At 62.0% G+C, this 20,886-nt stretch carries 19 protein-coding genes and 1 riboswitch; of the genes, 7 read left to right on the forward strand and 12 right to left on the reverse strand.

The window, feature by feature from the left end; all coding sequences use genetic code 11:
- Positions 1 to 67 precede the first annotated feature (67 nt).
- The gene (locus LVY71_RS07175) at positions 68 to 598 is read left to right on the forward strand and encodes a flavin reductase family protein (RefSeq protein ID WP_235100039.1); all 531 of its coding nucleotides are present in this window, start codon (positions 68 to 70) and stop codon (positions 596 to 598) included.
- A 35-nt stretch (positions 599 to 633) separates the two neighbouring features.
- On the opposite strand, the gene LVY71_RS07180 is transcribed toward LVY71_RS07175, so the two are convergent.
- From LVY71_RS07180 to LVY71_RS07210, 7 genes are all read right to left on the reverse strand, one after another.
- Positions 634 to 1,530 (reverse strand): HEPN domain-containing protein, encoded by an 897-nt coding sequence (locus tag LVY71_RS07180; protein ID WP_235099118.1) that lies wholly within the window; start codon positions 1,528 to 1,530, stop codon positions 634 to 636.
- 111 nt (positions 1,531 to 1,641) lie between these two features.
- Positions 1,642 to 2,322 carry a hypothetical protein gene (locus tag LVY71_RS07185; RefSeq protein ID WP_235099119.1) on the reverse strand — a complete coding sequence of 227 codons (681 nt, stop codon included), beginning with the start codon at positions 2,320 to 2,322 and terminating at the stop codon, positions 1,642 to 1,644.
- A 79-nt stretch (positions 2,323 to 2,401) separates the two neighbouring features.
- Positions 2,402 to 4,330 carry a phosphomethylpyrimidine synthase ThiC gene (gene thiC / locus LVY71_RS07190; protein ID WP_235099120.1) on the reverse strand — a complete coding sequence of 643 codons (1,929 nt, stop codon included), beginning with the start codon at positions 4,328 to 4,330 and terminating at the stop codon, positions 2,402 to 2,404.
- 31 nt (positions 4,331 to 4,361) lie between these two features.
- Positions 4,362 to 4,970: a thiamine phosphate synthase gene (locus LVY71_RS07195; RefSeq protein WP_235099121.1), complete on the reverse strand. Its 609-nt coding sequence runs from the start codon at positions 4,968 to 4,970 to the stop codon at positions 4,362 to 4,364.
- Positions 4,957 to 5,751, reverse strand: a complete 795-nt coding sequence (locus LVY71_RS07200; protein ID WP_235099122.1) for a thiazole synthase — start codon at positions 5,749 to 5,751, stop codon at positions 4,957 to 4,959. The genes LVY71_RS07195 and LVY71_RS07200 overlap by 14 nt, the downstream gene beginning before the upstream one ends.
- Positions 5,752 to 5,753: 2 nt before the next feature.
- The gene (gene thiS, locus LVY71_RS07205; protein ID WP_235099123.1) at positions 5,754 to 5,951 is read right to left on the reverse strand and encodes a sulfur carrier protein ThiS; all 198 of its coding nucleotides are present in this window, start codon (positions 5,949 to 5,951) and stop codon (positions 5,754 to 5,756) included.
- Complete coding sequence (locus LVY71_RS07210) at positions 5,942 to 6,970, reverse strand: FAD-dependent oxidoreductase (RefSeq protein WP_235099124.1); 1,029 nt, start codon at positions 6,968 to 6,970, stop codon at positions 5,942 to 5,944. Before LVY71_RS07210 ends, thiS begins: the two co-directional genes overlap by 10 nt.
- Positions 6,958 to 7,066: riboswitch (TPP riboswitch) on the reverse strand. It overlaps the preceding gene by 13 nt.
- Before the next feature lie 273 nt (positions 7,067 to 7,339).
- Between LVY71_RS07210 and LVY71_RS07215 the strand changes: the two genes are divergently transcribed.
- Entirely contained in the window at positions 7,340 to 8,839 is a 1,500-nt protein-coding gene (locus LVY71_RS07215) for a hypothetical protein (RefSeq protein ID WP_235099125.1), read from the forward strand.
- Positions 8,840 to 8,869: 30 nt separating this feature from the next.
- Here the strand turns inward: LVY71_RS07215 and LVY71_RS07220 are convergent, their stop codons facing one another.
- The 4 genes from LVY71_RS07220 to LVY71_RS07235 all read right to left on the reverse strand — a co-directional run bounded on the left by LVY71_RS07220 (position 8,870) and on the right by LVY71_RS07235 (position 13,980).
- Positions 8,870 to 9,358 (reverse strand): lytic transglycosylase domain-containing protein, encoded by a 489-nt coding sequence (locus LVY71_RS07220; RefSeq protein ID WP_235099126.1) that lies wholly within the window; start codon positions 9,356 to 9,358, stop codon positions 8,870 to 8,872.
- Between the two features lie 192 nt (positions 9,359 to 9,550).
- Positions 9,551 to 11,101 carry a DUF4403 family protein gene (locus tag LVY71_RS07225; RefSeq protein WP_235099127.1) on the reverse strand — a complete coding sequence of 517 codons (1,551 nt, stop codon included), beginning with the start codon at positions 11,099 to 11,101 and terminating at the stop codon, positions 9,551 to 9,553.
- 73 nt (positions 11,102 to 11,174) lie between these two features.
- Positions 11,175 to 12,755 carry a FecR domain-containing protein gene (locus LVY71_RS07230; RefSeq protein WP_235099128.1) on the reverse strand — a complete coding sequence of 527 codons (1,581 nt, stop codon included), beginning with the start codon at positions 12,753 to 12,755 and terminating at the stop codon, positions 11,175 to 11,177.
- A gap of 181 nt (positions 12,756 to 12,936) precedes the next feature.
- Positions 12,937 to 13,980 (reverse strand): MBL fold metallo-hydrolase, encoded by a 1,044-nt coding sequence (locus LVY71_RS07235; protein ID WP_235099129.1) that lies wholly within the window; start codon positions 13,978 to 13,980, stop codon positions 12,937 to 12,939.
- Positions 13,981 to 14,350: 370 nt separating this feature from the next.
- On the opposite strand from LVY71_RS07235, the gene LVY71_RS07240 reads away from it, so the two are divergent.
- On the forward strand, positions 14,351 to 15,574 hold the full coding sequence (locus LVY71_RS07240; RefSeq protein ID WP_235099130.1) for an extensin family protein: 1,224 nt from the start codon (positions 14,351 to 14,353) through the stop codon (positions 15,572 to 15,574).
- Positions 15,575 to 15,625: 51 nt separating this feature from the next.
- Here LVY71_RS07240 and LVY71_RS07245 read toward each other — a convergent pair whose 3' ends face one another.
- Positions 15,626 to 16,264, reverse strand: a complete 639-nt coding sequence (locus LVY71_RS07245; protein WP_235099131.1) for a TetR/AcrR family transcriptional regulator — start codon at positions 16,262 to 16,264, stop codon at positions 15,626 to 15,628.
- A 197-nt stretch (positions 16,265 to 16,461) separates the two neighbouring features.
- On the opposite strand from LVY71_RS07245, the gene LVY71_RS07250 reads away from it, so the two are divergent.
- The 4 genes from LVY71_RS07250 to LVY71_RS07265 are packed head-to-tail and all read left to right on the forward strand — an operon-like array spanning position 16,462 to position 20,885.
- Positions 16,462 to 17,703 (forward strand): HlyD family secretion protein, encoded by a 1,242-nt coding sequence (locus LVY71_RS07250; protein ID WP_235099132.1) that lies wholly within the window; start codon positions 16,462 to 16,464, stop codon positions 17,701 to 17,703.
- Positions 17,704 to 17,753: 50 nt separating this feature from the next.
- Positions 17,754 to 19,334 carry a DHA2 family efflux MFS transporter permease subunit gene (locus LVY71_RS07255; protein WP_235099133.1) on the forward strand — a complete coding sequence of 527 codons (1,581 nt, stop codon included), beginning with the start codon at positions 17,754 to 17,756 and terminating at the stop codon, positions 19,332 to 19,334.
- 58 nt (positions 19,335 to 19,392) lie between these two features.
- On the forward strand, positions 19,393 to 20,529 hold the full coding sequence (locus tag LVY71_RS07260; RefSeq protein WP_235099134.1) for a thiolase family protein: 1,137 nt from the start codon (positions 19,393 to 19,395) through the stop codon (positions 20,527 to 20,529).
- The gene (locus LVY71_RS07265) at positions 20,526 to 20,885 is read left to right on the forward strand and encodes a Zn-ribbon domain-containing OB-fold protein (protein WP_235099135.1); all 360 of its coding nucleotides are present in this window, start codon (positions 20,526 to 20,528) and stop codon (positions 20,883 to 20,885) included. Before LVY71_RS07260 ends, LVY71_RS07265 begins: the two co-directional genes overlap by 4 nt.
- Position 20,886 lies beyond the last annotated feature (1 nt).

The raw sequence follows: 20,886 nt of genomic DNA on the forward strand, positions 1-20,886 counted from the left end.
GGCCGCGTTCTAGAATTTACATCATGAGGACGCCATGAAATCTGCCAAGCAATCGCGCGTTCCGAAACTGAAATCGCTGCCGCTGTCGGAGGTCTACCAGTTGCTCGAACCGGGGCCGGTGGTGATGCTCACCACGGCCCACAAGGGCCGCGCCAACGTGATGACGATGTCATGGCACATGATGGTGGAGTTCGATCCGCCGCTGGCGGCCTGCGTCGTCTCCGGCAACGACTATTCCTTCGCAGCGCTGCGCGCGACGAAGCAATGCGTCATCGCCATTCCGGCGCGCAAGCTGGCTGCGAAAGTGGTGAAGGTCGGCAACACCTCGGGCCGCGACACCGACAAGTTCAAGGCGTTCGGCCTGACGCCGCTTCCGGCCAGCCGCGTCGCGCCGCCGCTGATTGCCGAATGCTTCGCCAATCTCGAATGCAAAGTCGTCGATACGCGCCTCGTCGGCGCCTACAATCTCTTCATTCTCGAAGTGCTCGCGGCCTGGACCGATCCGGCGCAGAAAAACCCGAAGACAATCCACCATCGCGGCTACGGCACGTTCGCGGTGGACGGGCCGGTGATCACGCTGAAATCGAAGATGCGGTAGCGCGCGCGCAAAGGAGAGCTTGAATAGCTCGCTTACTAACTCGCCGGTCGACTTGCGAGGCTGGAAATTTGTTGTGCTATGGCGGTGCAAATTCGCCGAGCCGCTTCGTTTGCTGCGAGGGTTTGGGATTGTGTGGAATTTTTCTTTTCGTACCTTACATCCGCCGCGCACTGAGCATTGGTCAAGTCGTTTACAATAAGAGAGGGCATGCCCATTTGCATTGCCTGATCGTGCAGGTTTCTCAAGTTGTGAATATGGGGCGCTAATCCCCCTCGCTGTTTAATGAATGCTTTTATGGCTTTTTCTGCCGCTTGCAGTGAATGCCAACGCGAAAGACCAAATTTTCCATCGACAGCTAGGGTTGCGCTGAGTTCCAGATCGTCGCTAATTGCGTCCTGGAATTCGCGACTTGCTATTTGCCAATCTGACGATTGTTGAAGCGCTATTAGGAAGAGCTGCGACAGCGAACGTAATTCTTCATCGGTCAGACTCTGTCTAGCTCCGTCAGTCAAATCCACAACCAAATCCAAAAAGTTAAAAGGGACAGGATCTCTGCTGATTCGGTTGAGTTGTTGATCAGAGGGGCGAGGTGCGCGGCTGATAAAAAACTTTGCGGAGCCAAGTACAAAAGGCAGGCGCGCTAAATACAAATCTTCATGAATTGCGATTGGAAAGCAGCCGGGCGAAAAATCAAACTTTAAACGGTCGCCGTAGCGAGTGACGAACCAGTCGCGTATATGGCCCGCCAAACTTGAACCTTGGTAGATGCCGTGGATTGGCTCTCCAACCATGGGCAGACTCAGTTGGAGTTTCTGGCAGACCTGCATAAAGCCCTGAATCTGTCTTGCATGTATGGGCACGCCGTCTTTCTTTAGAGCTTGGTCAATTTGCTCTAGTAGAGCGTCGAACTCAGCTTTGTTGGAGATTCGCATGATCGTGCTGGTCTGGGACTGGAGGACAGCAAGTAACCCGCATGAAACGAAATGCGTGACAACGGGTCAAGTTGATCATGGATCGCGCTTCTCCATCCGGACTGCTTTGGCTTAGGTGCTTTCCCGACTGGAAACGTAGTCCTCTTTTTTATTATCAGCTCTAACCTTCATTACGTCTATGCCAATACCGCGTATGATTTCGCTCAAGTATTTCTGACGGTACTTGCTCTCATACAAAGTGGGTTCGTCTGGTGCGGAAGCGCTAGCTTCTGCTTGAATAGCGTGGCGGAGCGATTGAAATATCAGATTAATGGCCATTTTTGCTTTCATTCGGTCAGCCTTGGAAACTTCGCGTTTCCATTTAACTGACCGTGCGACATCAATAATGTCGCGAACCTGTTCGAACGGATAGTAACCCTTGGGATTGTTGGGGGTTCGATCCACGTTGCAATAGATAAGGCGCAGCGTGTCCATCGCTGTCGACAAGCGATAAAAGGCTTTTAGGTACTCGTCTTCTGTTGGTTCGGTTTTATCGCAGTATAGGAAGAAATCTGATTTTGCTTGAACAATCTCATTCCACCATTTCCTTAAGTCATCAACGAACTTCCCGCGTTGCTGAAAAAGGTAGGCTAGATAGGCGGCGAACAACAAGGCGAACAATGTTGCGTTGCTGCTTATATACGTGCGATTTGAGGTGGGAGTGTAGAGATATTCGAGGAACGAAACTACGAGAATTGCGACAACAGCAGATCCCATCGCGATAAGTCTTTTTCTCAAAGCTCTATTCGTCATTTGTGCAATCAGTCGTTAAAAAAAATGAAAAGAAGAATGATGAATAGGGCCTGACCCCTAAGGATCAGGCCCGCGCGCCTCAAAACGCCTTGTTGCTCTCCTTGACAGCTTCTGCCTCGACGTAGACCTGTCCGCCCATCTTGACGAACTTCTCGCTCATTTGCGCCATGCCATCTTCGATCACGCCGGTCATGGTCATGCCGACGCTTGAGGGGCCACCGAGATTGAGCGCGGCCTTCTCGTTGTCGCCGAGCGTGGCGGCATAGTCGCGCACGTCCTGCGTGATCTTCATCGAGCAGAACTTCGGTCCGCACATCGAGCAGAAGTGCGCGACCTTGTGCGCTTCCTTCGGCAGCGTCTCGTCGTGATAGAGACGTGCGGTGTCGGGATCGAGACCGAGGTTGAACTGGTCCTCCCAGCGGAAGTCGAAGCGCGCGCGTGACAGTGCATCGTCGCGCAACTGTGCCGCAGGATGCCCCTTGGCGAGATCCGACGCATGCGCGGCGATCTTGTAGGTGATGACGCCAACCTTGACGTCGTCGCGGTTCGGCAGGCCAAGATGCTCCTTCGGCGTCACGTAGCAGAGCATCGCGCAGCCGAACCAGCCGATCATGGCGGCGCCGATGCCGGAGGTGATGTGATCGTAGCCTGGCGCGATGTCGGTGGTCAGCGGTCCAAGCGTATAGAACGGCGCTTCGCCGCATTCCTTGAGCTGCTTGTCCATGTTGATCTTGATCTTGTGCATCGGCACATGGCCGGGGCCTTCGATCATCACCTGACAGCCCTTCGCCCACGCGATCTTGGTGAGTTCGCCAAGTGTTTCCAGTTCGGCGAACTGCGCGCGGTCGTTGGCGTCGGCGATCGAGCCGGGACGCAGGCCGTCGCCCAATGAGAAGGACACGTCGTACTTGCGCATCAGGTCGCAGATTTCGTCGAAGTGGGTGTAGAGGAAGCTCTCCTTGTGATGCGCGAGGCACCACTTCGCCATGATCGAGCCGCCGCGCGAAACGATGCCGGTGACGCGGTTGGCGGTGAGGTGGATGTAGGGCAGCCGCACGCCGGCATGGATGGTGAAATAGTCCACGCCCTGTTCGCATTGTTCGATCAGCGTGTCTTTATAAAGCTCCCAGGTCAGCTTGACCGGATCGCCGTCGCACTTTTCCAGCGCCTGATAAATCGGCACGGTGCCGATCGGGATCGGCGCATTGCGCAGGATCCATTCGCGGGTGGTGTGGATGTTGCGGCCGGTCGAGAGGTCCATCACGGTGTCCGCGCCCCAGCGGATCGCCCACACCATCTTGTCGACTTCCTCCTCGACCGACGACGTCACCGCCGAGTTGCCGATATTGGCGTTGATCTTGGTCAGGAAGTTGCGGCCGATGATCATCGGCTCCAGTTCGGCGTGGTTGATGTTGCAGGGGATGATCGCGCGACCGCGTGCGATCTCGCTGCGCACGAACTCCGGCGTGATGAAGGCGGGAATCTCCGCGCCGAAGCTCTCGCCGTCCTTCAGCGCTGCTTCCGCGCGCTCAAGTTGCTGCTTGCGCCCGATGTTTTCGCGGGTCGCAACGTAGATCATCTCCTTGGTGATGATGCCCTTGCGCGCGAATTCGAGCTGCGTGATCGGCGCGTCGCCGACGCCGCGGAACGGCTTGTGGTGCGCCTTGAAGGCGGCGGCGGCGTGCTTGGCGCCGACATTGCCGTTGTCTTCAGCCTTGATCTCGCGGCCTTCGTATTCCTCGACGCCGCCGCGCTCCTTGACCCATTCGATGCGCGCGCGGGAGAGCCCGGCATTGACGTCGATGATGACGTTTGGATCGGTGTAGGGGCCGGAGGTGTCGTAGACCGGAAGGTTCGGTTCGTTCGCGCCTTCGCTGAGGACGATCTCGCGCAGAGGCACGCGAACATCCGCCGCCTCGTCGGGCGTGACGTAAATCTTGCGCGACGACGGCAGGCCGCCGGTGGTGACGGCCGGGAGCGTAGTGTCCGGATTGGAGCGGATGTTCATGGCGTCCTCCTTTGAAGTCGGATCGATCTTGTTAAGCGGCTTGTGAATAATCGCTGAGCCAGGCACGCACACGGGCGTCCGGGTCGGCGTTCATAGTGACGTCACTGACGACGGCGATGGAGTTCGCGCCAGCGTTAAAAATCATTTCGGCCTGTTCGAGCTTGATGCCGCCGATGGCGACCAGCGGAATGTCGCCGATCAGCAGCTTCCATGCGGTGATGCGCTCGATGCCCTGCGGCGCGAACCGCATTTTCTTCAGCGTGGTCTCGTAGATCGGGCCGAGCGCGATGTAGTCGGGCTTGTAGGCCAGCGCGTTGTCGAGTTCGTCCTCGTCGTGGGTGGACAAACCCAGCGTCAGTCCCGCGCGGCGGATGGCATGAACATCGGCGGTGCCGAGATCTTCCTGGCCGAGATGCAGATGCTGCGCGCCGGCGTCGATGGCCGCGCGCCAGTAATCGTTGACCACGAGCTTGGTCGGCGTGCCCTTGGTCACCGCCAGCGCCTCGCGCACGATGGCGAGAGCCGCGGCGTCGTCGAGATTCTTCGCGCGCAGTTGCACGGTGCCGGCGCCGAGCTTCGTCAGCCGCGCAACCCACGCAACGCTGTCGACCACGGGATAGAAGCGATCAGGATACGGCATGCCAGAACGGTGTCCCAACGACAGGGGTTGAAGGAGAGGCGAAATCGCGCGCGCCCATCAGGCCCGCTTCATACCCGGCGCGGCCGGCTTCGACGGCGAGCCGGAAGGCGCGGGCCATTGTCACCGGATCGTCAGCCTTCGCGACGGCGGTGTTGAGCAGCACGGCATCGAAGCCGAGTTCGAGTGCTTCGGCAGCGTGCGACGGCGCACCGATGCCGGCATCGACCACCAGCGTGATGTCGGGCAGGCGAGTGCGCAACAGCTTCAGCGCATCGCGGTTGGTAATGCCGCGCGCGCTGCCGATGGGAGAGGCCCACGGCATCACCACCTTGCAGCCGGCATCCACAAGGCGCAGCGCGACGGACAGGTCTTCGGTGCAATAGGGAAACACCTCGAAGCCATCTTTGACGAGAATGGATGCCGCTTCGACAAGGCCGACCACGTCGGGCTGCAGCGTCTCGTCGTCGGCGATGACTTCCAGCTTGATCCACGGTGTGTTGAACAGTTCACGCGCCAGCTTCGCGGTGGTCACGGCTTCGCGCACACTTTTGCAGCCGGCGGTGTTGGGCAAAACTGTCACATCGAGCTCGCGGATCAGCGACCAGAATTGATCGCCGGTCTTGCCGCCCGCGGTTTCGCGGCGCACGGACACGGTGACGATCTGGCTGCCCGCGGCGCGGATCGCGTCCTGCATGATCTTCGGCGACGGATACAGCGCGCTGCCGATCAGCAGGCGCGAGGAGAAGTCCTTGCCGTAGAACGAGACGGTCTTCGTTGTCATGATTATCCTCCCTGCCGGGGCGTGAGGATTTCAACCGCGTCGTTGTCGTTGAGCGGCGTCTCTGCCCAGCGCGCGCGGGGCACCACGTCGTAGTTCACCGCGACCGCAAGGTGAGTGCCGTCATATTCAAGCTCGGCCAGCAGCGCATCGACGTGCGTGGCCTTTGTCTCGCGGCGTTCGCCGTTGACGATCAGGAACACTGCATCACCTCGTTGTCGATGGCGCCGCGCTGGACATAGGCCAGTGTCATCTCCGCCAGCGCGGGCGCCAGCAGGAAGCCGTGGCGATACAGCCCGTTGACGGAGATCCGCTTCCGATTTCGGTCGATGACGACGCGCGGCAGGTTGTCGGGGAAGGCCGGGCGCAGTCCTGCGCCAAATTCGAGAATGCGCGCTTCGCCGAACGCCGGATGCACCGCGTAGGCGGCGCTGAGCAGTTCGAGCGCGGAGCGCACGCTGACGCCGGTGTCCTCGCTCTCGATCGAGGTGGCGCCGAGCATGAAACGGTTGTCGTCGCGCGGGATCACATAAAGAGTCCAGCGCGGATGGATGAAGCGGACCGGACGCGCCAGCTGCACGTCGGGCGTTTCGATCACGATCATCTCACCCTTGACGCCGCGCAGGTCGGGATGCCTGTCGCGCGCGCTCAAGCCCCGGCAATCGATCACGATACCGTCGAGCTCATCCGGATTGCACTCTGCCTCGAAACGAATCGTGCCGCCGGCGGCAGTCAGTTTCTCATGCAGCTTCGGCAACACATTGCGCGGCTCGACATGGCCTTCCCCCGGGAAAAACAGCGCCTCACGAAACCGGCCGTCGAGCGACGGCTCAAGGTCGGCGACGCCGGAAGCATCGAGCCGGGTGTGCTCCGTCGTGAGCCGGGCGAAGCGCTCGAAGTCGGAGCGGTCGCGCGGATGCGACACCACCAGCGAACCGTTGAACGGTGTGTCCGGCAATTGCTCGCGCCAGAGATCGAGCGAACGGATGCCAAGGCGCATGATGATCGGCTCGGCGCTTTCGCCCTCGCACCACGGCGCCAGCATGCCGCCGGCGAAGTGACTGGTGGCCTGCGTCATCGCCGCGTCGCCACGCTCGTGCAGCGTGACGTCATAGCCCGCGCGCGCGAACAGCAGCGCCTGCCATGTGCCGGCAATGCCCGCGCCGATAATATTGATGGAAGGCTCTCCTCGCGGAGATTTTGGTGACGTTTCTTTTGGCATCCCTGTCCCTTCGCCGGCATGACCCGGATCAGGTTCAAAGGGTCACCGCGCGATTGCGGTATCTCAGCTCCATGCGGAGCACCCCTCGGAACAGCCGGTACGATAAGCCCGATGCGCGAGGTGTCAATGGTCGGCCGCTCGAGGCGGCACGGCTTTTCCGCATCGTGGAAGGGCGTTTTTTGCATTTCGCATTGCGAGGAAGCGGCAGACCGGCCCGGCGGGAGTAAGGGTTCGTTGACCTTGTCGCGGCGGGATTCGCGCCGTTCCGGTGGATTCGGGCCGAATCCGGGCAGAGGAGTGCCGCGCGGTTTACCCGGAATTATGCCGCCGGTGGTTAGGTCGCGGAACCTTTTCCGATCAGGACCGCAGATGAGCATCGCCGACGTTAACGGCATCCGACACAAGCGCAGCGCGCTCGAGAAAGCCTTCGGCCAAGTGCCGGCATGGCTCTGGTTCGGCGCCGGCCTTTTCCTGCTGTTCGTGATCGGGGGCAACCGTTCATTGCAGGATGCCGACACCTACTGGCAGACGGCGATCGGGCAATGGATCATCGATCATCGCGCGGTGCCCACCGTCGATGTCTATTCATTCACCAAGCCGGGCGCGCCGTGGATCTCGTCGTCATGGCTGGCGCAGGTGCTGTATGCCGCGTCCTATGCGGCGATCGGCTGGGCCGGTCCGGTGATCCTCGCCGCGTTGGGAACAGCTTCGGCGTTCGCGCTGCTGGTTTATGCGCTATGCCGCCGCTTCACGGCGACCCATGCGGTGATCGTGGCGATGGCGGCGACGGTGCTGTCCGCGCATCATTTCCTCGCGCGCCCTCACGTGCTGGCGATGCCGGTGATGGTGGCATGGGTGATCGGCCTGGTGAATGCCAGCGACGAGCGCCGCGCGCCATCATTCTGGCTGCTGCCGCTGATTGCGCTGTGGGCCAATCTTCACGGCGGCTTCGTGCTGGGACTGGCGCTGATCGCGCCGTTCGCATTCGACGCGGTGTGGAATGCGGGCGCATCGCAGCGAGGCTCGTTGGCGTTGCGCTGGGCGGCTTTCGCGCTCTGCGCACTGATTGCAAGCTGGATCACGCCCTATGGCTGGAATTCGCTGCTGGCCGCGCGCCAGATTCTCGATCTCGGTGGCGCGCTGGCGCTGATCGCCGAATGGCGGCCAGCGGATTTCAGCAGCCTCGGCCCGTTCGAGATCTGTCTGCTCGCCGCATTCGGCGCGGCGCTGTGGCGCGGCGTGGTGCTGTCGCCGCCGCGCATTCTGCTGGTGCTTGGCCTTCTGCATATGGCTCTGTCGCACACCCGCAACATCGAGGTATTCGCGCTGCTGACGCCGCTGGTGGTGGCAAAGCCGCTATCGATCCGGTTCGGCCGCAGTGATGGCGCGCAGACATCGCGCAGCCTCGCGGGCATCGGTGCTGTTGTTCTCATTGTCGCGACGGCGACCTGGGCCTTTACCGCCTATCACACCTTCACACTGGTGGCCGGTCAGACGCCAGTTGCGGCGGTCGATGTCCTGAAGGAGCGCAAGGCCGCGCGGATTTTGCACAATGCCGGCTTCGGCGGTTATCTCATCACGCAAAATATTCCGGTGTTTTTCGACGGGCGCGCCGAACTGTACGGCGAGGACTTCGTCGTGACGGCGCTCAATGCGTTCGCGCTCAAGAACGTGGACTCTTTTCTCGGACTTTTAGAGACATATAAGATTGATGCGACACTATTGACGCCTTCAACGCCGGCGGTCGGTCTGCTCGACCGTATCGAGGGCTGGCAGCGCATCTATGCCGACGACGTCGCCGTCGTTCATGTCCGCGACAGCGCGGCGCGGCACAGCGTCGAGCCAAGAATAAAGCCGGCTTCAAACTAAAGCCGGCTTTGTCTTTCGAGATCAGCATTCTTAATGCCGATGCCGGCGATGCCGGCGCGGAAGTTCCTGCGCGTTGGCGTCGAACAGCGAAATGCCCATCGGCTCGGCGCTCGCCTGCTGACGCGGCAGCAAGCCCTGACGCTTGGCGGCGTAGTAATAGCCGCCGGCGTAGTAGGAGACGGCGCGATCAGGATTGCCGTTCGCCGCGCGATAGGCGCCGGCGAGATACTTCACGGCGTAGGTAAGGTTGGTGTCCGGATCGAGCAGGCCCTGCGCGGTACCGGTGTAGCCGAGGCCGCGCGCGGTCGCGAGCTTGATCTGCATCATGCCGTAGTTTCCCTTGCTGACGGCGCGGGGATTGTAACGGCTCTCGCGCACGATCACGCGATGCACAAGATCGGCGGGAACGCCGTTCGCGGCCGCGTGACTCGCGACCATCTGTTCGTAGGTGGCGCGCTGCGCGCTGGCGGGATGAATCAGCATCATCGCCGCGGTTGCGGCGAGCAAGATACGTTTCATGATGTTTGTCCTCAGCGAAGTGAATGGGAAGGGTTCAACGCGGGACGCAATGCCGGCGTGATGGCTGGCCCGGCTCAACGGCAGCGGGCGTGAAGAGTTCCCTTGAGGAACAAATGTGGAGAGATCGTGTCATCGGCACGGTTCCGCGCGTGCTGCATGGAGAGCATGCGGAACCCGAATGGATCGAATTAACTACAAATTCGGGACCGAGGTCACTGCAACGCTCATTGTGCCTTCTGCATCGGCGATCACGCGCAGCGTATTGGAGTCGAACGCGATGCTGCCGAGGCGGATGCTGGTCACCGATGCTTCCATGCGGACGCCGGCATCGTTCTGACGAAACTCCGAGACGAGAGACGATATCTTCTGCTGCGCGTTGGCGGCAAAGGCCTTCAGATCGATTGTGGCGCGCTGCTCCAGCGCGCGTTGCAGGTAAGGGATCGCGGGACGCGCGGCGGCCCCGAGCAGGCCGAAGGCGGAATTGGATTCAACCGCAAGTTCGAGATCGCTCAGCCGCAAAATCTGCTGCGCCTGATCCAGCACCGGGCGGCCCCAGATATGAATCGTCGCTTCACCGCCAAAGCCGAACCAGCTTTTCTTTTCCTTCGCATTGACGAGCAGCGAGATCAGCAGGCGTTGTCCGGCTGCTGCGACATTCGCGCTTTTCACCGTGACGTCGACCGAGCCGCTGCCGTCCTCGGGGAAGGTGCGGCCTTTCAGTTGCGCCTCGACGATTTTGTTCACCTCGGTGAAGGGCAGATCGATCGGCACGCCGATCTTGATGCGCCCCTTGTCGGGCGGCGGCACGATCTCAAGCGTCGCGGGAAACGGACACTCCGGTTTGGTTTCGGTGGATAGCACCCGGGTTTCGGCTTGCAGACCGAGCATGAGGTTCACGTTGTTGGCGTCGATGCGCGGCTGCGCCGCCACGGCGCGCACCGGCCGCATTTCCAGCCACAGCACCGGCATGCCGACGGCGGCGGGCGGCAGCGGCAGCGAGCGGCAGAGTTTCGCCCATTCGCGCCGCGCGTTCTGTTCCAGCGAGCGGTCGTTGCGCAGCCGCTGTTGCAGCACCGCCATCTGTTCGCCAACGGTCTTGTCGATCACCGGTTTGACCTGCGCCGGCACTGCGACCTTGGCACCGGCAACCGTCAAGCTGCTTTCGCCGATATTGACCTGCGCGGTCAGTTTCGGATCGATGCGCCACTCGGGTAAGATCTCGGGCCGCGACGTGATCGCGACATTGCCGTGGATCGCGGCGCTCGCATTAAGCGATTTGATCGAGACGCTGCCGAGCTGCTTGACGGCGTTGTTGCCGAGGACATTGCCAAGCACGTTGCCCAGCGCCGTTCCGCTTGCCGCCGACAGTGAGCCCAGCACCGTGAGCTTGCCGTCGAGCGGGGTCGACAGCGACAGCGCATTCTGCACGCCGGTCGCCGCGATCGGCCCGCGCGCCACCGTCCAGGTAATGTCGGCATTCTGGAGAATTTGCGCGACGGGATTTTCCGCCTTGCCGCCGATGTTGCGCGGCGCGGCGCGGTCGAACGCATCGCGCAACGCTGAGATCGAGACCGCGATCGGCGTGAGAATTTCTGAATTGCGCGACACCGGCGGCAGCGGCGGCAATTTTGCCAGGACGGGCTTCTCGACCGTGACCGGCCAGAAGGTGTTCATCGCAAAGAGACTGACCGCGAACGACGCGACGAGGGCCGCGAATCCCAGCAGGATCACCTTCAAGCGCATAACGACTCCGCACGCATCATGACGGCGATGCTACAGCCGTCATCATAAGCGCGCCAGCCCGCGCGGCTCCGGACTACCGGATGTCTTTCGGCAGATCCTTTTGTTTCGGCAGTTGCGGGAGCTTTTTCTGCGCCGTCGGCAACGCGGGCTGCCCCGCGCGCGGCAGACCCGCCGGCATGCGTTGCGCCGGTGCTTGCGGAACGCCAACACGTCCGACGCCGGGGATATTCGGAACGCCGAGCCGGTTGATAATGCCGCCGGCACCGCCCTGAATCGCGGGCATGCCGGATGGCCGCTGGAATCCGCCTGGCATGCCGGACGGAGCAGGCATTCCGGTCTGCCGCGGCAAGCCGGGCTGGCCGGGAATTCCTTGCCGAATGCCCGGTTGCATGCCCGGCTGGTTCAGTGCGGGCCGTTGTCCGAACTGGCCCGGCGCGCCGGGCGGCCTTTGTAGTCCGGGTTGATTGGGCAGACCCGGCCGCCCCGTTCCCGGCTGCAAGTTGCCGCGCTGTCCCGGCGGATTGTGCAGGCCCGGCTGATTCATACCCGGACGATTTGGCTGACCTGGTTGATTCAAGCCGGGACGATTGAGTTGACCGGGCTGGTTACGCAGACCCGGTTGATTGGGCTGACCCGGCCTGTTGTTCAGCCCCGGTTGCCCGCGCTGACCTGGTTGATTGCCCGGCTGATTGAATCCGCCACGCTGTCCGGGCTGGTTGAAGCCGCCTCGCTGACCCGGCTGGTTGAGTCCGGGTCGTCCGAAGCCGGGCTGACGCGGATTTTGCAAACGGAAATTGCGCTGCTGCATGACGATGTTCCGTCCGATGCCTTGCATCGTGTGCACGCGCTGCACGAAGCCGCGGTCGCGCGCGATCATCTGCGCGGACATCATCATCGGCATCGCCGACATCCGCATGCCGAACCCCTGCACCATGACGCCGCGCACGGTGAAGCCGCTCGCGCCCTGCGTCAGCATACCGAGCGGAGCGCCGTCGCGAGCTTTGACCTCGATGCGTCCCACCTTGCCGTCGGCGTCGGGATAAAGTTTGACCCCGACATTGTTTTTGGCATTGGCCGCGGCACCTTCCGGCACCTCGACAACGCCGGTGGTGCCGCGAATGCCGAGCGTCGCTGTCGGCGTCTCGATCTTCATGTCGCCGGTCTTGGCCACGGCGGCGGCGACGAAGGCCATGGTGCCGCGCGTGACGTTGATCAGCGCGGCGTTGTCCTTAGCCCCGTCCTGATAGATGAAATTGTCCACTACCACGCGTGAACTCGCGGAGAGATTGAGTGTGGTGTCGTCGGTGAATGTCACGCCGAGCGTCGCGTTCTTCCCGGTTTGCAACTCGTCGCCCTTGTAGATGTCATCCTGAAGCTTCAGCGGCGTCACCGTCCCGTTGCGCGTGACGGTTGCGGTGCCTTTCAGGGTGGCGACATTGCCGACTGGTTCCTCGGTCTCGGCGGTTTGCGGGTCGGCAGGCTGCGCCGGATCGGCGCTCGGCTGCGCGGACTGATCGGCGGGAGCTGGAGCGGGTGCCTGCGGTTGTGCGGGTGTCGCCTGCGCAAGCTGGACACTGGATGCTGCATGGGCATGAGGCGCGAAGGCGACGCAAACCAGCATCGATGCGAGAAACAAGCCGCCACGAATTTTCACGGAAAACACCTGATCGGGAAAATGGAAGAGCGAGAGTCCCGAATTTTGGCAGGCCAGTTCCGGCGATGCAACGCCGCTCCCGGAGAGATGCAGTTTATTCCTTACATTATTAAAGGGATCGATAGCCTGATTAAAGTGATCGAAGCCCGGCACCGCGATGCCGCTCGCCGGTGCCTGCGGATTACGACACGTCAGCGATCGGTCCGCCCGCCTTGCGCCAGCCTTCGAGTCCGCCCTGGATGTGCCGGGCGTTGGCGAGGCCTGCGTCCTGTGCGGCCTGCACGGCCATCGCGGAGCGTTCGCCATAGGCGCAATAGAACAGCAACTGGCTGCCGGCGGTGCGGCCAAGCTGGTGAATGATGCCGCCGGGCTTCACGTTGTCCGCGAGATCGGGATAGGGCGCGTGAAGCGAGCCCGGAATGATGCCGTATTTTTCGCGCTCGCGGCGCTCTCGCAGGTCGATCAGCGCGACGCCCTGCCGTCCGATCATGTCCCTGGCGTCCGACGGCATCAGCGCCCAGCCGCGCTTGGCGACTTCGTCCTGCGCGAGGCCCATGTGCAGATTCGCCGGCACCGCCACATCCATCATCTTCGGATTCGGCAGATGCAGGTTGTTCATCAGGTCGACATACTGATCGATGGACTTCACCTGCAGGCGCGGATTGCAGGTCTTCTCCTCGCCGATGGTGGAGACCGTGTCCCCCTTGTAGTCGTGGGCCGGGTAGATCAGCGTCTGGTCGGGGAGTTTCAGCAGCCGGTTGAAGATGGAATCGTATTGTGCGCGCGGATCGCCGTTCTGGAAATCGGTGCGGCCGGTTCCGCGGATCAGCAGCGTGTCGCCGGTAAACACGCGATCCGGCAAGATGAAGCTGTAGGAATCGTCGGTGTGTCCGGGGGTGTAAAGCACATCGAGGCTCAATCCCTCGATGTCGATGCGGTCGCCGTCGGAAACGCGCATTGAGACGACATCCACGCCACTCTGTTCGCCCATCACCGTGATGCAATGGGTCAGGTCGCGCAGCGCGCCGAGGCCCGTGATGTGGTCGGCATGGACGTGGGTATCGACGGCCTTGATGAGTTTGAGATCGAGATCGCGTAGCAACTGGATGTAGCGATCGACCTTTTCAAGCACGGGATCGATAATCAACGCCTCGCCGCCTTTGCGGCTCGCAAGCAGGTAGGTGTAGGTGCTGGACGTGCTGTCGAAGAGCTGGCGAAAGATCATGGCCAACTCATACGCAAAATCGGCGCGCGATTAAAGCCGGATCGTTTCCGAGCCATTCGAGGCGGAAAGGTAGCGGTGAAAACGACGGCGCGACTTTCGCTAGAACATGCCCAGCACGATGGCCCCGACGAAGATGAGCGATGCGTAAGCCGCTGCGACGCTCAGAGGTCCGACGATGGTCATGGGAAGCTCCCTTGGCTCAACGCTGGGTCATGTAACGCGCAACGCTAGCAAGGCGTTCCCCGCGCAAAAAGTCAGGCGTGCTGTCTCTTCACACATAACCACGAGCGTCGGTGCGCCAACGTGGTTAAAAAACTTTGAATAACAATGCGTTGAAGAGTCTTTAATTATCTTCGGCGACGGTGCGCGGATGACGCGTGGAGTGAGTTTGTTCGTCGTCGGCTCCTGTGTCCTTGTCGCGCTGGCGGGTTGCGGACGTGGTTTTATGACCGCGGAACGCGAACCATGGCGGGCCGAGGCGGAGAAGGCGTGCCTGAAATCCGGTGCGGTCAAGGAGACCGTTGGCCTCGTCCGTATCGATCCGATTTCGGGGCCGGGCGCCTGCGGCGCTGAATTCCCGTTGAAGGTCGCAGCCCTCGGCGAGCCCATGAGCAGTCTTGGCTATGCGGATGATCTGCGTCCGCCGGGCAGCATCGGCAATCAACCGCGCTGGCCGGTGTCGCAGCCATCCTATCAGCAGCCATCGTACTCGTCGCAGTCTCCGGCTTATCCGTCGTCGCAGCCCTATCAGGCGTCGCGCCCGTCGCCGTATCCGTCGCAGTCCGGCGCGCCGATGCCGCTGAACGCGCCGGGCGTCGCGCCGCCCGACGAAGAGGACATCGAGGCCGCATCCGATACGACATCCCCGCCAATGAATCGCGCGCCGCAATCGCGTGCGCCCTATGCTGCGCAGCCTTATTCCACGAGCCAGCCCTACACACCGCCGCGTCTCGGCCCCGCGCAGGGATCTCCGGTCAACAGGTTCGGGCCGGTTGCCCTCAAGCCGACCGCGACGCTGGCGTGTCCGATTGTCTCCGCGCTGGATCGCTGGCTGGCTGAATCCGTGCAACCCGCCGCGCAACGCTGGTTCGGTTCGCCGGTCGCCGAGATCAAGCAGATTTCGGCTTACTCATGCCGCGGCATGAACGGAAATTCGCGCGCCCATATTTCCGAGCATGCCTTCGGCAACGCGCTCGACATCGCGGCGTTCACGCTGGCGGACGGGCGGCGTATCTCGGTTAAGGACGGCTGGAAGGGGATGCCGGAAGAGCAGGGCTTCCTCCGCGACGTGCAGGGTGCGGCGTGTCAGCAGTTCAACACCGTGCTGGCGCCAGGCTCGAACGTCTATCATTACGACCACATTCACGTCGATTTGATGCGGCGCGCCAGTGGCCGCATCATCTGTCAGCCTGCGGCCGTCTCAGGCGAGGAAATCGCGTCGCGCGCTTCGCCGCGCGGATACGTCAGCCGCGACTTGTCGCGGGACGGAGGTATTACCGGCTCGATCGGGGCGCGGGTCAAGCGCTTGTTCGCCAAGGGCCCGCTGTCAAAGGAAGATCAGGAATCGATCGAGGACGAGTCCCGCATCAAGTGAAGCGGATCGAAGAATCTCCCGTCACGTGGCTGGTGACCGCCCGCTGCAACCTCAGCTCTTGCGGCCATATCTCGCAAGGAACACTTGCGTTGCGCTTTCGACCACGGTTGCGATCTGCGCCGGCGTGGGGGCGGGCTTGGCCTGAAAGATGTAGGGCTGGAACAGCGTCGCTTGGCACATCATCATGAACTGCGCCGCTGCCAGCTCGCAGTCGTTGATCGCAAGTTCATTTGTCCTGACTTTTGCCTCAAGATAAGTGGCGAGGCGGCGCATGGTGAGCGCGATCACATTTTCATAAAACCGGCGGCCGACATCGGGCATCCGTTCCGCAATGGCCATCACCGTCCGGACCGCCGAGCCGCCGTCCGGACGGCACACGATCTCGATATAGGCGCGGCCGAAATCGCGCAGCACCGTCTCCGCACCCCGGGCGGGATCGAAGCTGAATGATGTTTTGCCGTGCTGGAGACTTTCCTGCTCGACGATGGCTTCGAACAGGCTGCTCTTGTCGGCGAAGTAGACGTAGAGGGTGCCCTTGGAGACCCCCGCCACCCGCGCGATCTCGTTCATGCTGGCGCCGTCGAAGCCCATATCCATGAAGACACGCCGCGCACCGTCCATGATCTGGTGGCGCTTGGCGCTGTCCTCGTCGCCAGGATGGAGGAGGGTTGCAGGGCCGGTGGCAAGCATTCGTTCAGCCTGTTTTTGCGTTTCGCTGTGGAGAGCACGGCTCGCAACGATGCGAGAACAGGAAGCGATGTATCAAAGTGCATTACAAAATTACCATTGACCGAACGGTTCGGTCAATGGTAATTTTGTCGCAAGCCAGAACGGCGCGGCGGATTTTCGCGTCGTGGGACATATTTTGTCACTTCAAGGAGGCCTGTATGGCCGTGCCTGCCCGAGATCAGGTTGCAAGGGTTGTTCACCCGGAGCCTGACGTCTCCGAGATGGATGCATCGCGGGCTGCGCCAGCTGCAGAGCAGGAGTTGCGTTCGCGCCCTGCGGAAAATCCCGCAACCGAAGCGCCCTCGGCGGAAACTGGCGGCGAGACCTCGAAACCGAAATCCGCGCTGCGCCGAAAAGTGCTGATCGGCGTCGGCGCGCTTGCCGCGCTGGCGGCCATCTATTTCGGTATCCATTACATGGTGATCGGCCGCTACATGGTCACCACCGATGACGCCTATGTCCGCGCCAACAACACCACCATGGGCGCGAAGATTGCCGGGCATGTGTCCAGAATCGCGGTGGGCGATAACACGCGCGTCGGCGCGGGCAATGTCGTGTTCGAGATCGACGATGGCGATTATCGTCTGGCCGTGGAAAACGCCCGCGCGAAAGTCGCGACGCAGGAAGCCACTATCGCTCGCATCGGGCGGCAGGTGACCGCGCAGGAAAGTTCGGTCGATCAGGCTCAGGCGCAACTCGCCTCCGCCGAAGCCGCCATCAAGCGCGCCGAGGCTGATTTCGGCCGTCAGGAAAGTCTCAGCAGCAAGGGGTTCGCATCGAAGGCGACATTCGACGTCTCGCAGGCCGGCCGCGATCAGGCGATCGCATCTGTGCAGGGCGCCAAGGCCGCGCTCGTCGCGGCGCAGGCGCAGGTCGATGTGGTCAAGGCGCAGAAAGCGGAAGCCGAAGGCCAGTTGCAGGAATTGCGCGCGGCGCTCGCCAAGGCGGTGCGCGACCTGTCGTTCACGGTGGTGCGTGCGCCGGTGGACGGCATCTTCTCCAACCGCATCGTCAATGTCGGTGACTACGTGCAGCCGGGCCAGCGCCTTGCCAATGTGGTGCCGCTCGACGACGTCTACATCGATGCAAACTACAAGGAAACGCAGCTTGGCCGCCTGAAAGCCGGTCAGCCTGTCAGCATCACCGTCGACGGAGTCACCGGTCGCACCATCAAGGGCATCGTCGACAGTCTCGCGCCGGCATCGGGCTCGGTTTTCACGCTGCTGCCGCCCGACAACGCCACCGGCAATTTCACCAAGGTGGTCCAGCGCGTTCCGGTTCGCATTCGCGTGCCGTTCTCGGTGGCGCGGGAAAACCTGCTGCGGCCAGGCATGTCCGTGATCACCACGGTCAACACCAAGCCCGCGCCTGACGGCGTCGATCCGATCGTCGCAAGATAGCCGCATCGGGTCCGTGCGTCGCGGCCTGAGACACAATCCGAGACCAGCCGATGGCGTCCAATACCGCAACCATGGATGGCGTCCCCGCTGCGCCCGCTGAGACTATCAGCACGCGCCGGCTGATCGCGTTTCTCATCATGGTGTTCGGGATGTTCATGTCGATTCTGGACATCCAGATCGTCTCGGCATCGCTTTCGGAAATTCAGGCAGGCCTGTCGGCGAGTTCGAGCGAAGTCGCCTGGGTGCAGACCTCGTATCTGATCGCCGAGGTGATCGCGATTCCGCTGTCGGGCTTCCTGTCGCGCGCGCTCGGCACGCGGCTGCTGTTCTCGATTTCCGCTGCGGGCTTCACCGTTGCGAGTTTCATGTGCGGCCTGACCTCGACCATCGAGCAGATGATCCTGTGGCGCGCAATCCAGGGCTTCGTCGGTGCGGGCATGATCCCGACCGTGTTCGCCTCGGCCTACACGGTATTTCCGCGTTCCAAATTCCATATCGTCGGCCCGATCATAGGCCTCGTCGCGACGCTGGCGCCGACCATCGGGCCGACCGTCGGCGGCTACATCACCGACCTGATGTCATGGCACTGGCTGTTCTTCATCAACATCGTGCCCGGCATCGGCATCACCATCGGCGTGCTGGCGCTGGTCGATTTCGACAAGCCGAACTTCAAGCTGCTGGAGCATTTCGACTGGTGGGGCCTTGCCTCGATGGCTGGCTTCCTCGGCTCGCTCGAATACGTGCTGGAGGAAGGCCCGCGCAACGACTGGCTCCAGGACGAGTCCATTTTCTTCTTCGCGATCGTCTGCGTGTTCTCGGCGGTGGCTTTCTTCTATCGCGCGCTGACGCAGAAGGAGCCGATCGTCGACATCCGCGCCTTCACCGACCGCAATTTCGCGCTCGGTTGCGTGTTCTCGTTCTGCGTCGGCATCGGGCTCTACGGCCTGACTTATGTCTATCCGCGCTATCTGGCCGAGGTGCGCGGCTACAGCGCGCTGATGATTGGCGAAACGGTGTTCGTTTCGGGCGCTGCGATGTTTCTCAGCGCGCCGATCATCGGGCGGATGATGACCAAGGTCGACATGCGCTACATGATCGCTGCGGGTCTCATCATCTTCGCGATCAGTTCGTGGCTGATGACCGGAATTACGCGCGATTACGATTTTTATGAACTGCTGTTGCCTCAGATCCTGCGCGGTGTCGGCATCATGATGGCGATGGTGCCGATCAACAACATTGCGCTCGGAACGCTGCCGCCCGCGCGCCTGAAGAACGCGTCCGGCCTGTTCAACCTGACGCGTAATCTCGGCGGCGCCGTCGGCCTCGCCGTTATCAACACCGTGCTCGACACCCGTACTGACCTGCATATTTCACGGCTGCATGACAGGGTGACATGGGGCAACGCGACTGCGGTCGAAACGCTCAACATGCTGACGCAGAAATTCCAAGGCGCGGGGAATGCATCGCTGATGGCGTTGAAGCAATTGTCGCTGATCGTGCATCGGCAGGCGGTGGTGATGAGTTTCGGCGACGCCTTTTTCATCCTGACGTGCTTCTACCTGGGCCTAAGCGCGCTGGTGTTCTTCGTCAACAAGCCAAGCTTGGCCGGCCCGCCGCCGGACGCGCATTGAAGTCGGGCCGCGCCCGTGGCACATCAGTCGCGGACATATCAGCGGCAAGCGCGGGCACATGAGTTTCATCAGCGGCGTCGGACTGACGGCTTTCGGCAGGCATGAAGGCCGCTCGACGCTCGACCTGATGAGCGAGGCGGCGGAGAGTGCGCTGTCCGACGCGGGCTTGCAGCGGAGCGACGTCGACGGTCTGCTGACCGGCTACTCCACGACCCTGCCGCACCTCATGCTGGCGACCGTGTTTGCCGAGCATTTCGGCCTCCAGCCATCCTACGCACATGCGATTCAGGTCGGCGGCGCGACGGGTCTGGCGATGGCGATGCTGGCGCACGAACTGGTCGAGGCGGGCGTTGCGAAAATCATTCTGGTCGCCGCCGGTGAAAACCGCCTCACCGGCCAGGCGCGCGACTCGGCGATGAGCACGCTGGCGCAGGTCGGCCACCCCGACTACGAAGTGCCGCTCGGGCCGACGATCCCCGCGTACTACGGTCTGCTCGCCTCGCGCTACATGCACGACTATGGCCTCACGCAGGAAGACATGGCGGAATTCGCGGTGCTGATGCGCAAGCACGCGATGCTGCACCCCGGCGCGCAGTTCCGCGATCCGATCACCGTCGCGGATGTGATGGTATCACGCGAAATATCCTCGCCGCTGAAACTGCTGGATTGCTGTCCGGTGTCGGACGGCGGCGCCGCCTTCATCATCAGCCGCGAGCCGGTTGGCGATCATCATGTCCGTGTGCTCGGTTGCGGGCAGGCGCATCTGCATCAGCATGTCACGGCGGCGCGGTCTCTCTCCGATGTCGGCGCTGCGGTCGCGCTGAACCGGGCGCGCGAGAAGGCTGGCGTCGATCCGAACAAAATCAAATACGCCGGCATCTATGACAGCTTCACCATCACGCTGGCGATCCTGATCGAGGAACTCGGCCTCGCGCCGCGCGGTGAAGCGGCCGGGCGCGTGCGGAACGGCGATTTCGGCATCGGCGGCGCGCTGCCGCTCAACACCCACGGCGGATTGTTGAGCTATGGTCATTGCGGCTGCGGCGGAGCGATGGCGCATCTGGCGGAAACACAGTTGCAGATGACGGGTCGGGCCGGAGCGCGGCAGGTGCGCGATGCATCGCTCGCGCTGCTGCATGGCGATGGTGGCGTGATGTCATCTCATGTCAGCATGTTTCTGGAGCGGGTGCGATGACTACGACAGAGATCAAGGGCTGGACCGACGGCGCGGACGCCATTCTCTATCAGTCATGCGGCGCGTGCCGGCAACTGTGGTATTTCCACCGCCCATTCTGTCCGTCGTGCGGCAATATATCGCCACAGATCCATCGTGCCAGCGGCAAGGGGATGGTTTATGCCGCGACCCTGGTGCGCCGCGCGGCCACGCCGGAGGCAAAATCCCATGTGCCTTATGCGATTCTGCTGATCGATATGGCGGAAGGTTTTCGCATGATGGCGCATGGCGACGCCGGTTTGAAAATCGGAGACCGCATCGTCACCGAGTTCAGGCCGTTCACAAGCCTGCGCGTGCCGTATGCGGTGAAAGCGTGAA

It is taken from the genome of Bradyrhizobium sp. G127 (assembly GCF_021502575.1).
In the GTDB taxonomy this organism is placed as follows: Bacteria; Pseudomonadota; Alphaproteobacteria; order Rhizobiales; family Xanthobacteraceae; genus Afipia.

Coding starts and splice junctions, on each gene's coding strand:
- LVY71_RS07220 (WP_235099126.1), bottom strand. CDS start 9,358: ATGAAACGTATCTTGCTCGCCGCAACCGCGGCGATGATGCTGATTCAT.
- LVY71_RS07240 (WP_235099130.1), top strand. CDS start 14,351: ATGACGCGTGGAGTGAGTTTGTTCGTCGTCGGCTCCTGTGTCCTTGTC.
- LVY71_RS07255 (WP_235099133.1), top strand. CDS start 17,754: ATGGCGTCCAATACCGCAACCATGGATGGCGTCCCCGCTGCGCCCGCT.
- LVY71_RS07265 (WP_235099135.1), top strand. CDS start 20,526: ATGACTACGACAGAGATCAAGGGCTGGACCGACGGCGCGGACGCCATT.
- LVY71_RS07235 (WP_235099129.1), bottom strand. CDS start 13,980: ATGATCTTTCGCCAGCTCTTCGACAGCACGTCCAGCACCTACACCTAC.
- LVY71_RS07245 (WP_235099131.1), bottom strand. CDS start 16,264: ATGCTTGCCACCGGCCCTGCAACCCTCCTCCATCCTGGCGACGAGGAC.
- LVY71_RS07210 (WP_235099124.1), bottom strand. CDS start 6,970: ATGCCAAAAGAAACGTCACCAAAATCTCCGCGAGGAGAGCCTTCCATC.
- LVY71_RS07225 (WP_235099127.1), bottom strand. CDS start 11,101: ATGCGCTTGAAGGTGATCCTGCTGGGATTCGCGGCCCTCGTCGCGTCG.
- LVY71_RS07215 (WP_235099125.1), top strand. CDS start 7,340: ATGAGCATCGCCGACGTTAACGGCATCCGACACAAGCGCAGCGCGCTC.
- LVY71_RS07200 (WP_235099122.1), bottom strand. CDS start 5,751: ATGACAACGAAGACCGTCTCGTTCTACGGCAAGGACTTCTCCTCGCGC.
- LVY71_RS07250 (WP_235099132.1), top strand. CDS start 16,462: ATGGCCGTGCCTGCCCGAGATCAGGTTGCAAGGGTTGTTCACCCGGAG.
- LVY71_RS07195 (WP_235099121.1), bottom strand. CDS start 4,970: ATGCCGTATCCTGATCGCTTCTATCCCGTGGTCGACAGCGTTGCGTGG.
- LVY71_RS07260 (WP_235099134.1), top strand. CDS start 19,393: ATGAGTTTCATCAGCGGCGTCGGACTGACGGCTTTCGGCAGGCATGAA.
- thiC (WP_235099120.1), bottom strand. CDS start 4,330: ATGAACATCCGCTCCAATCCGGACACTACGCTCCCGGCCGTCACCACC.
- LVY71_RS07180 (WP_235099118.1), bottom strand. CDS start 1,530: ATGCGAATCTCCAACAAAGCTGAGTTCGACGCTCTACTAGAGCAAATT.
- LVY71_RS07185 (WP_235099119.1), bottom strand. CDS start 2,322: ATGACGAATAGAGCTTTGAGAAAAAGACTTATCGCGATGGGATCTGCT.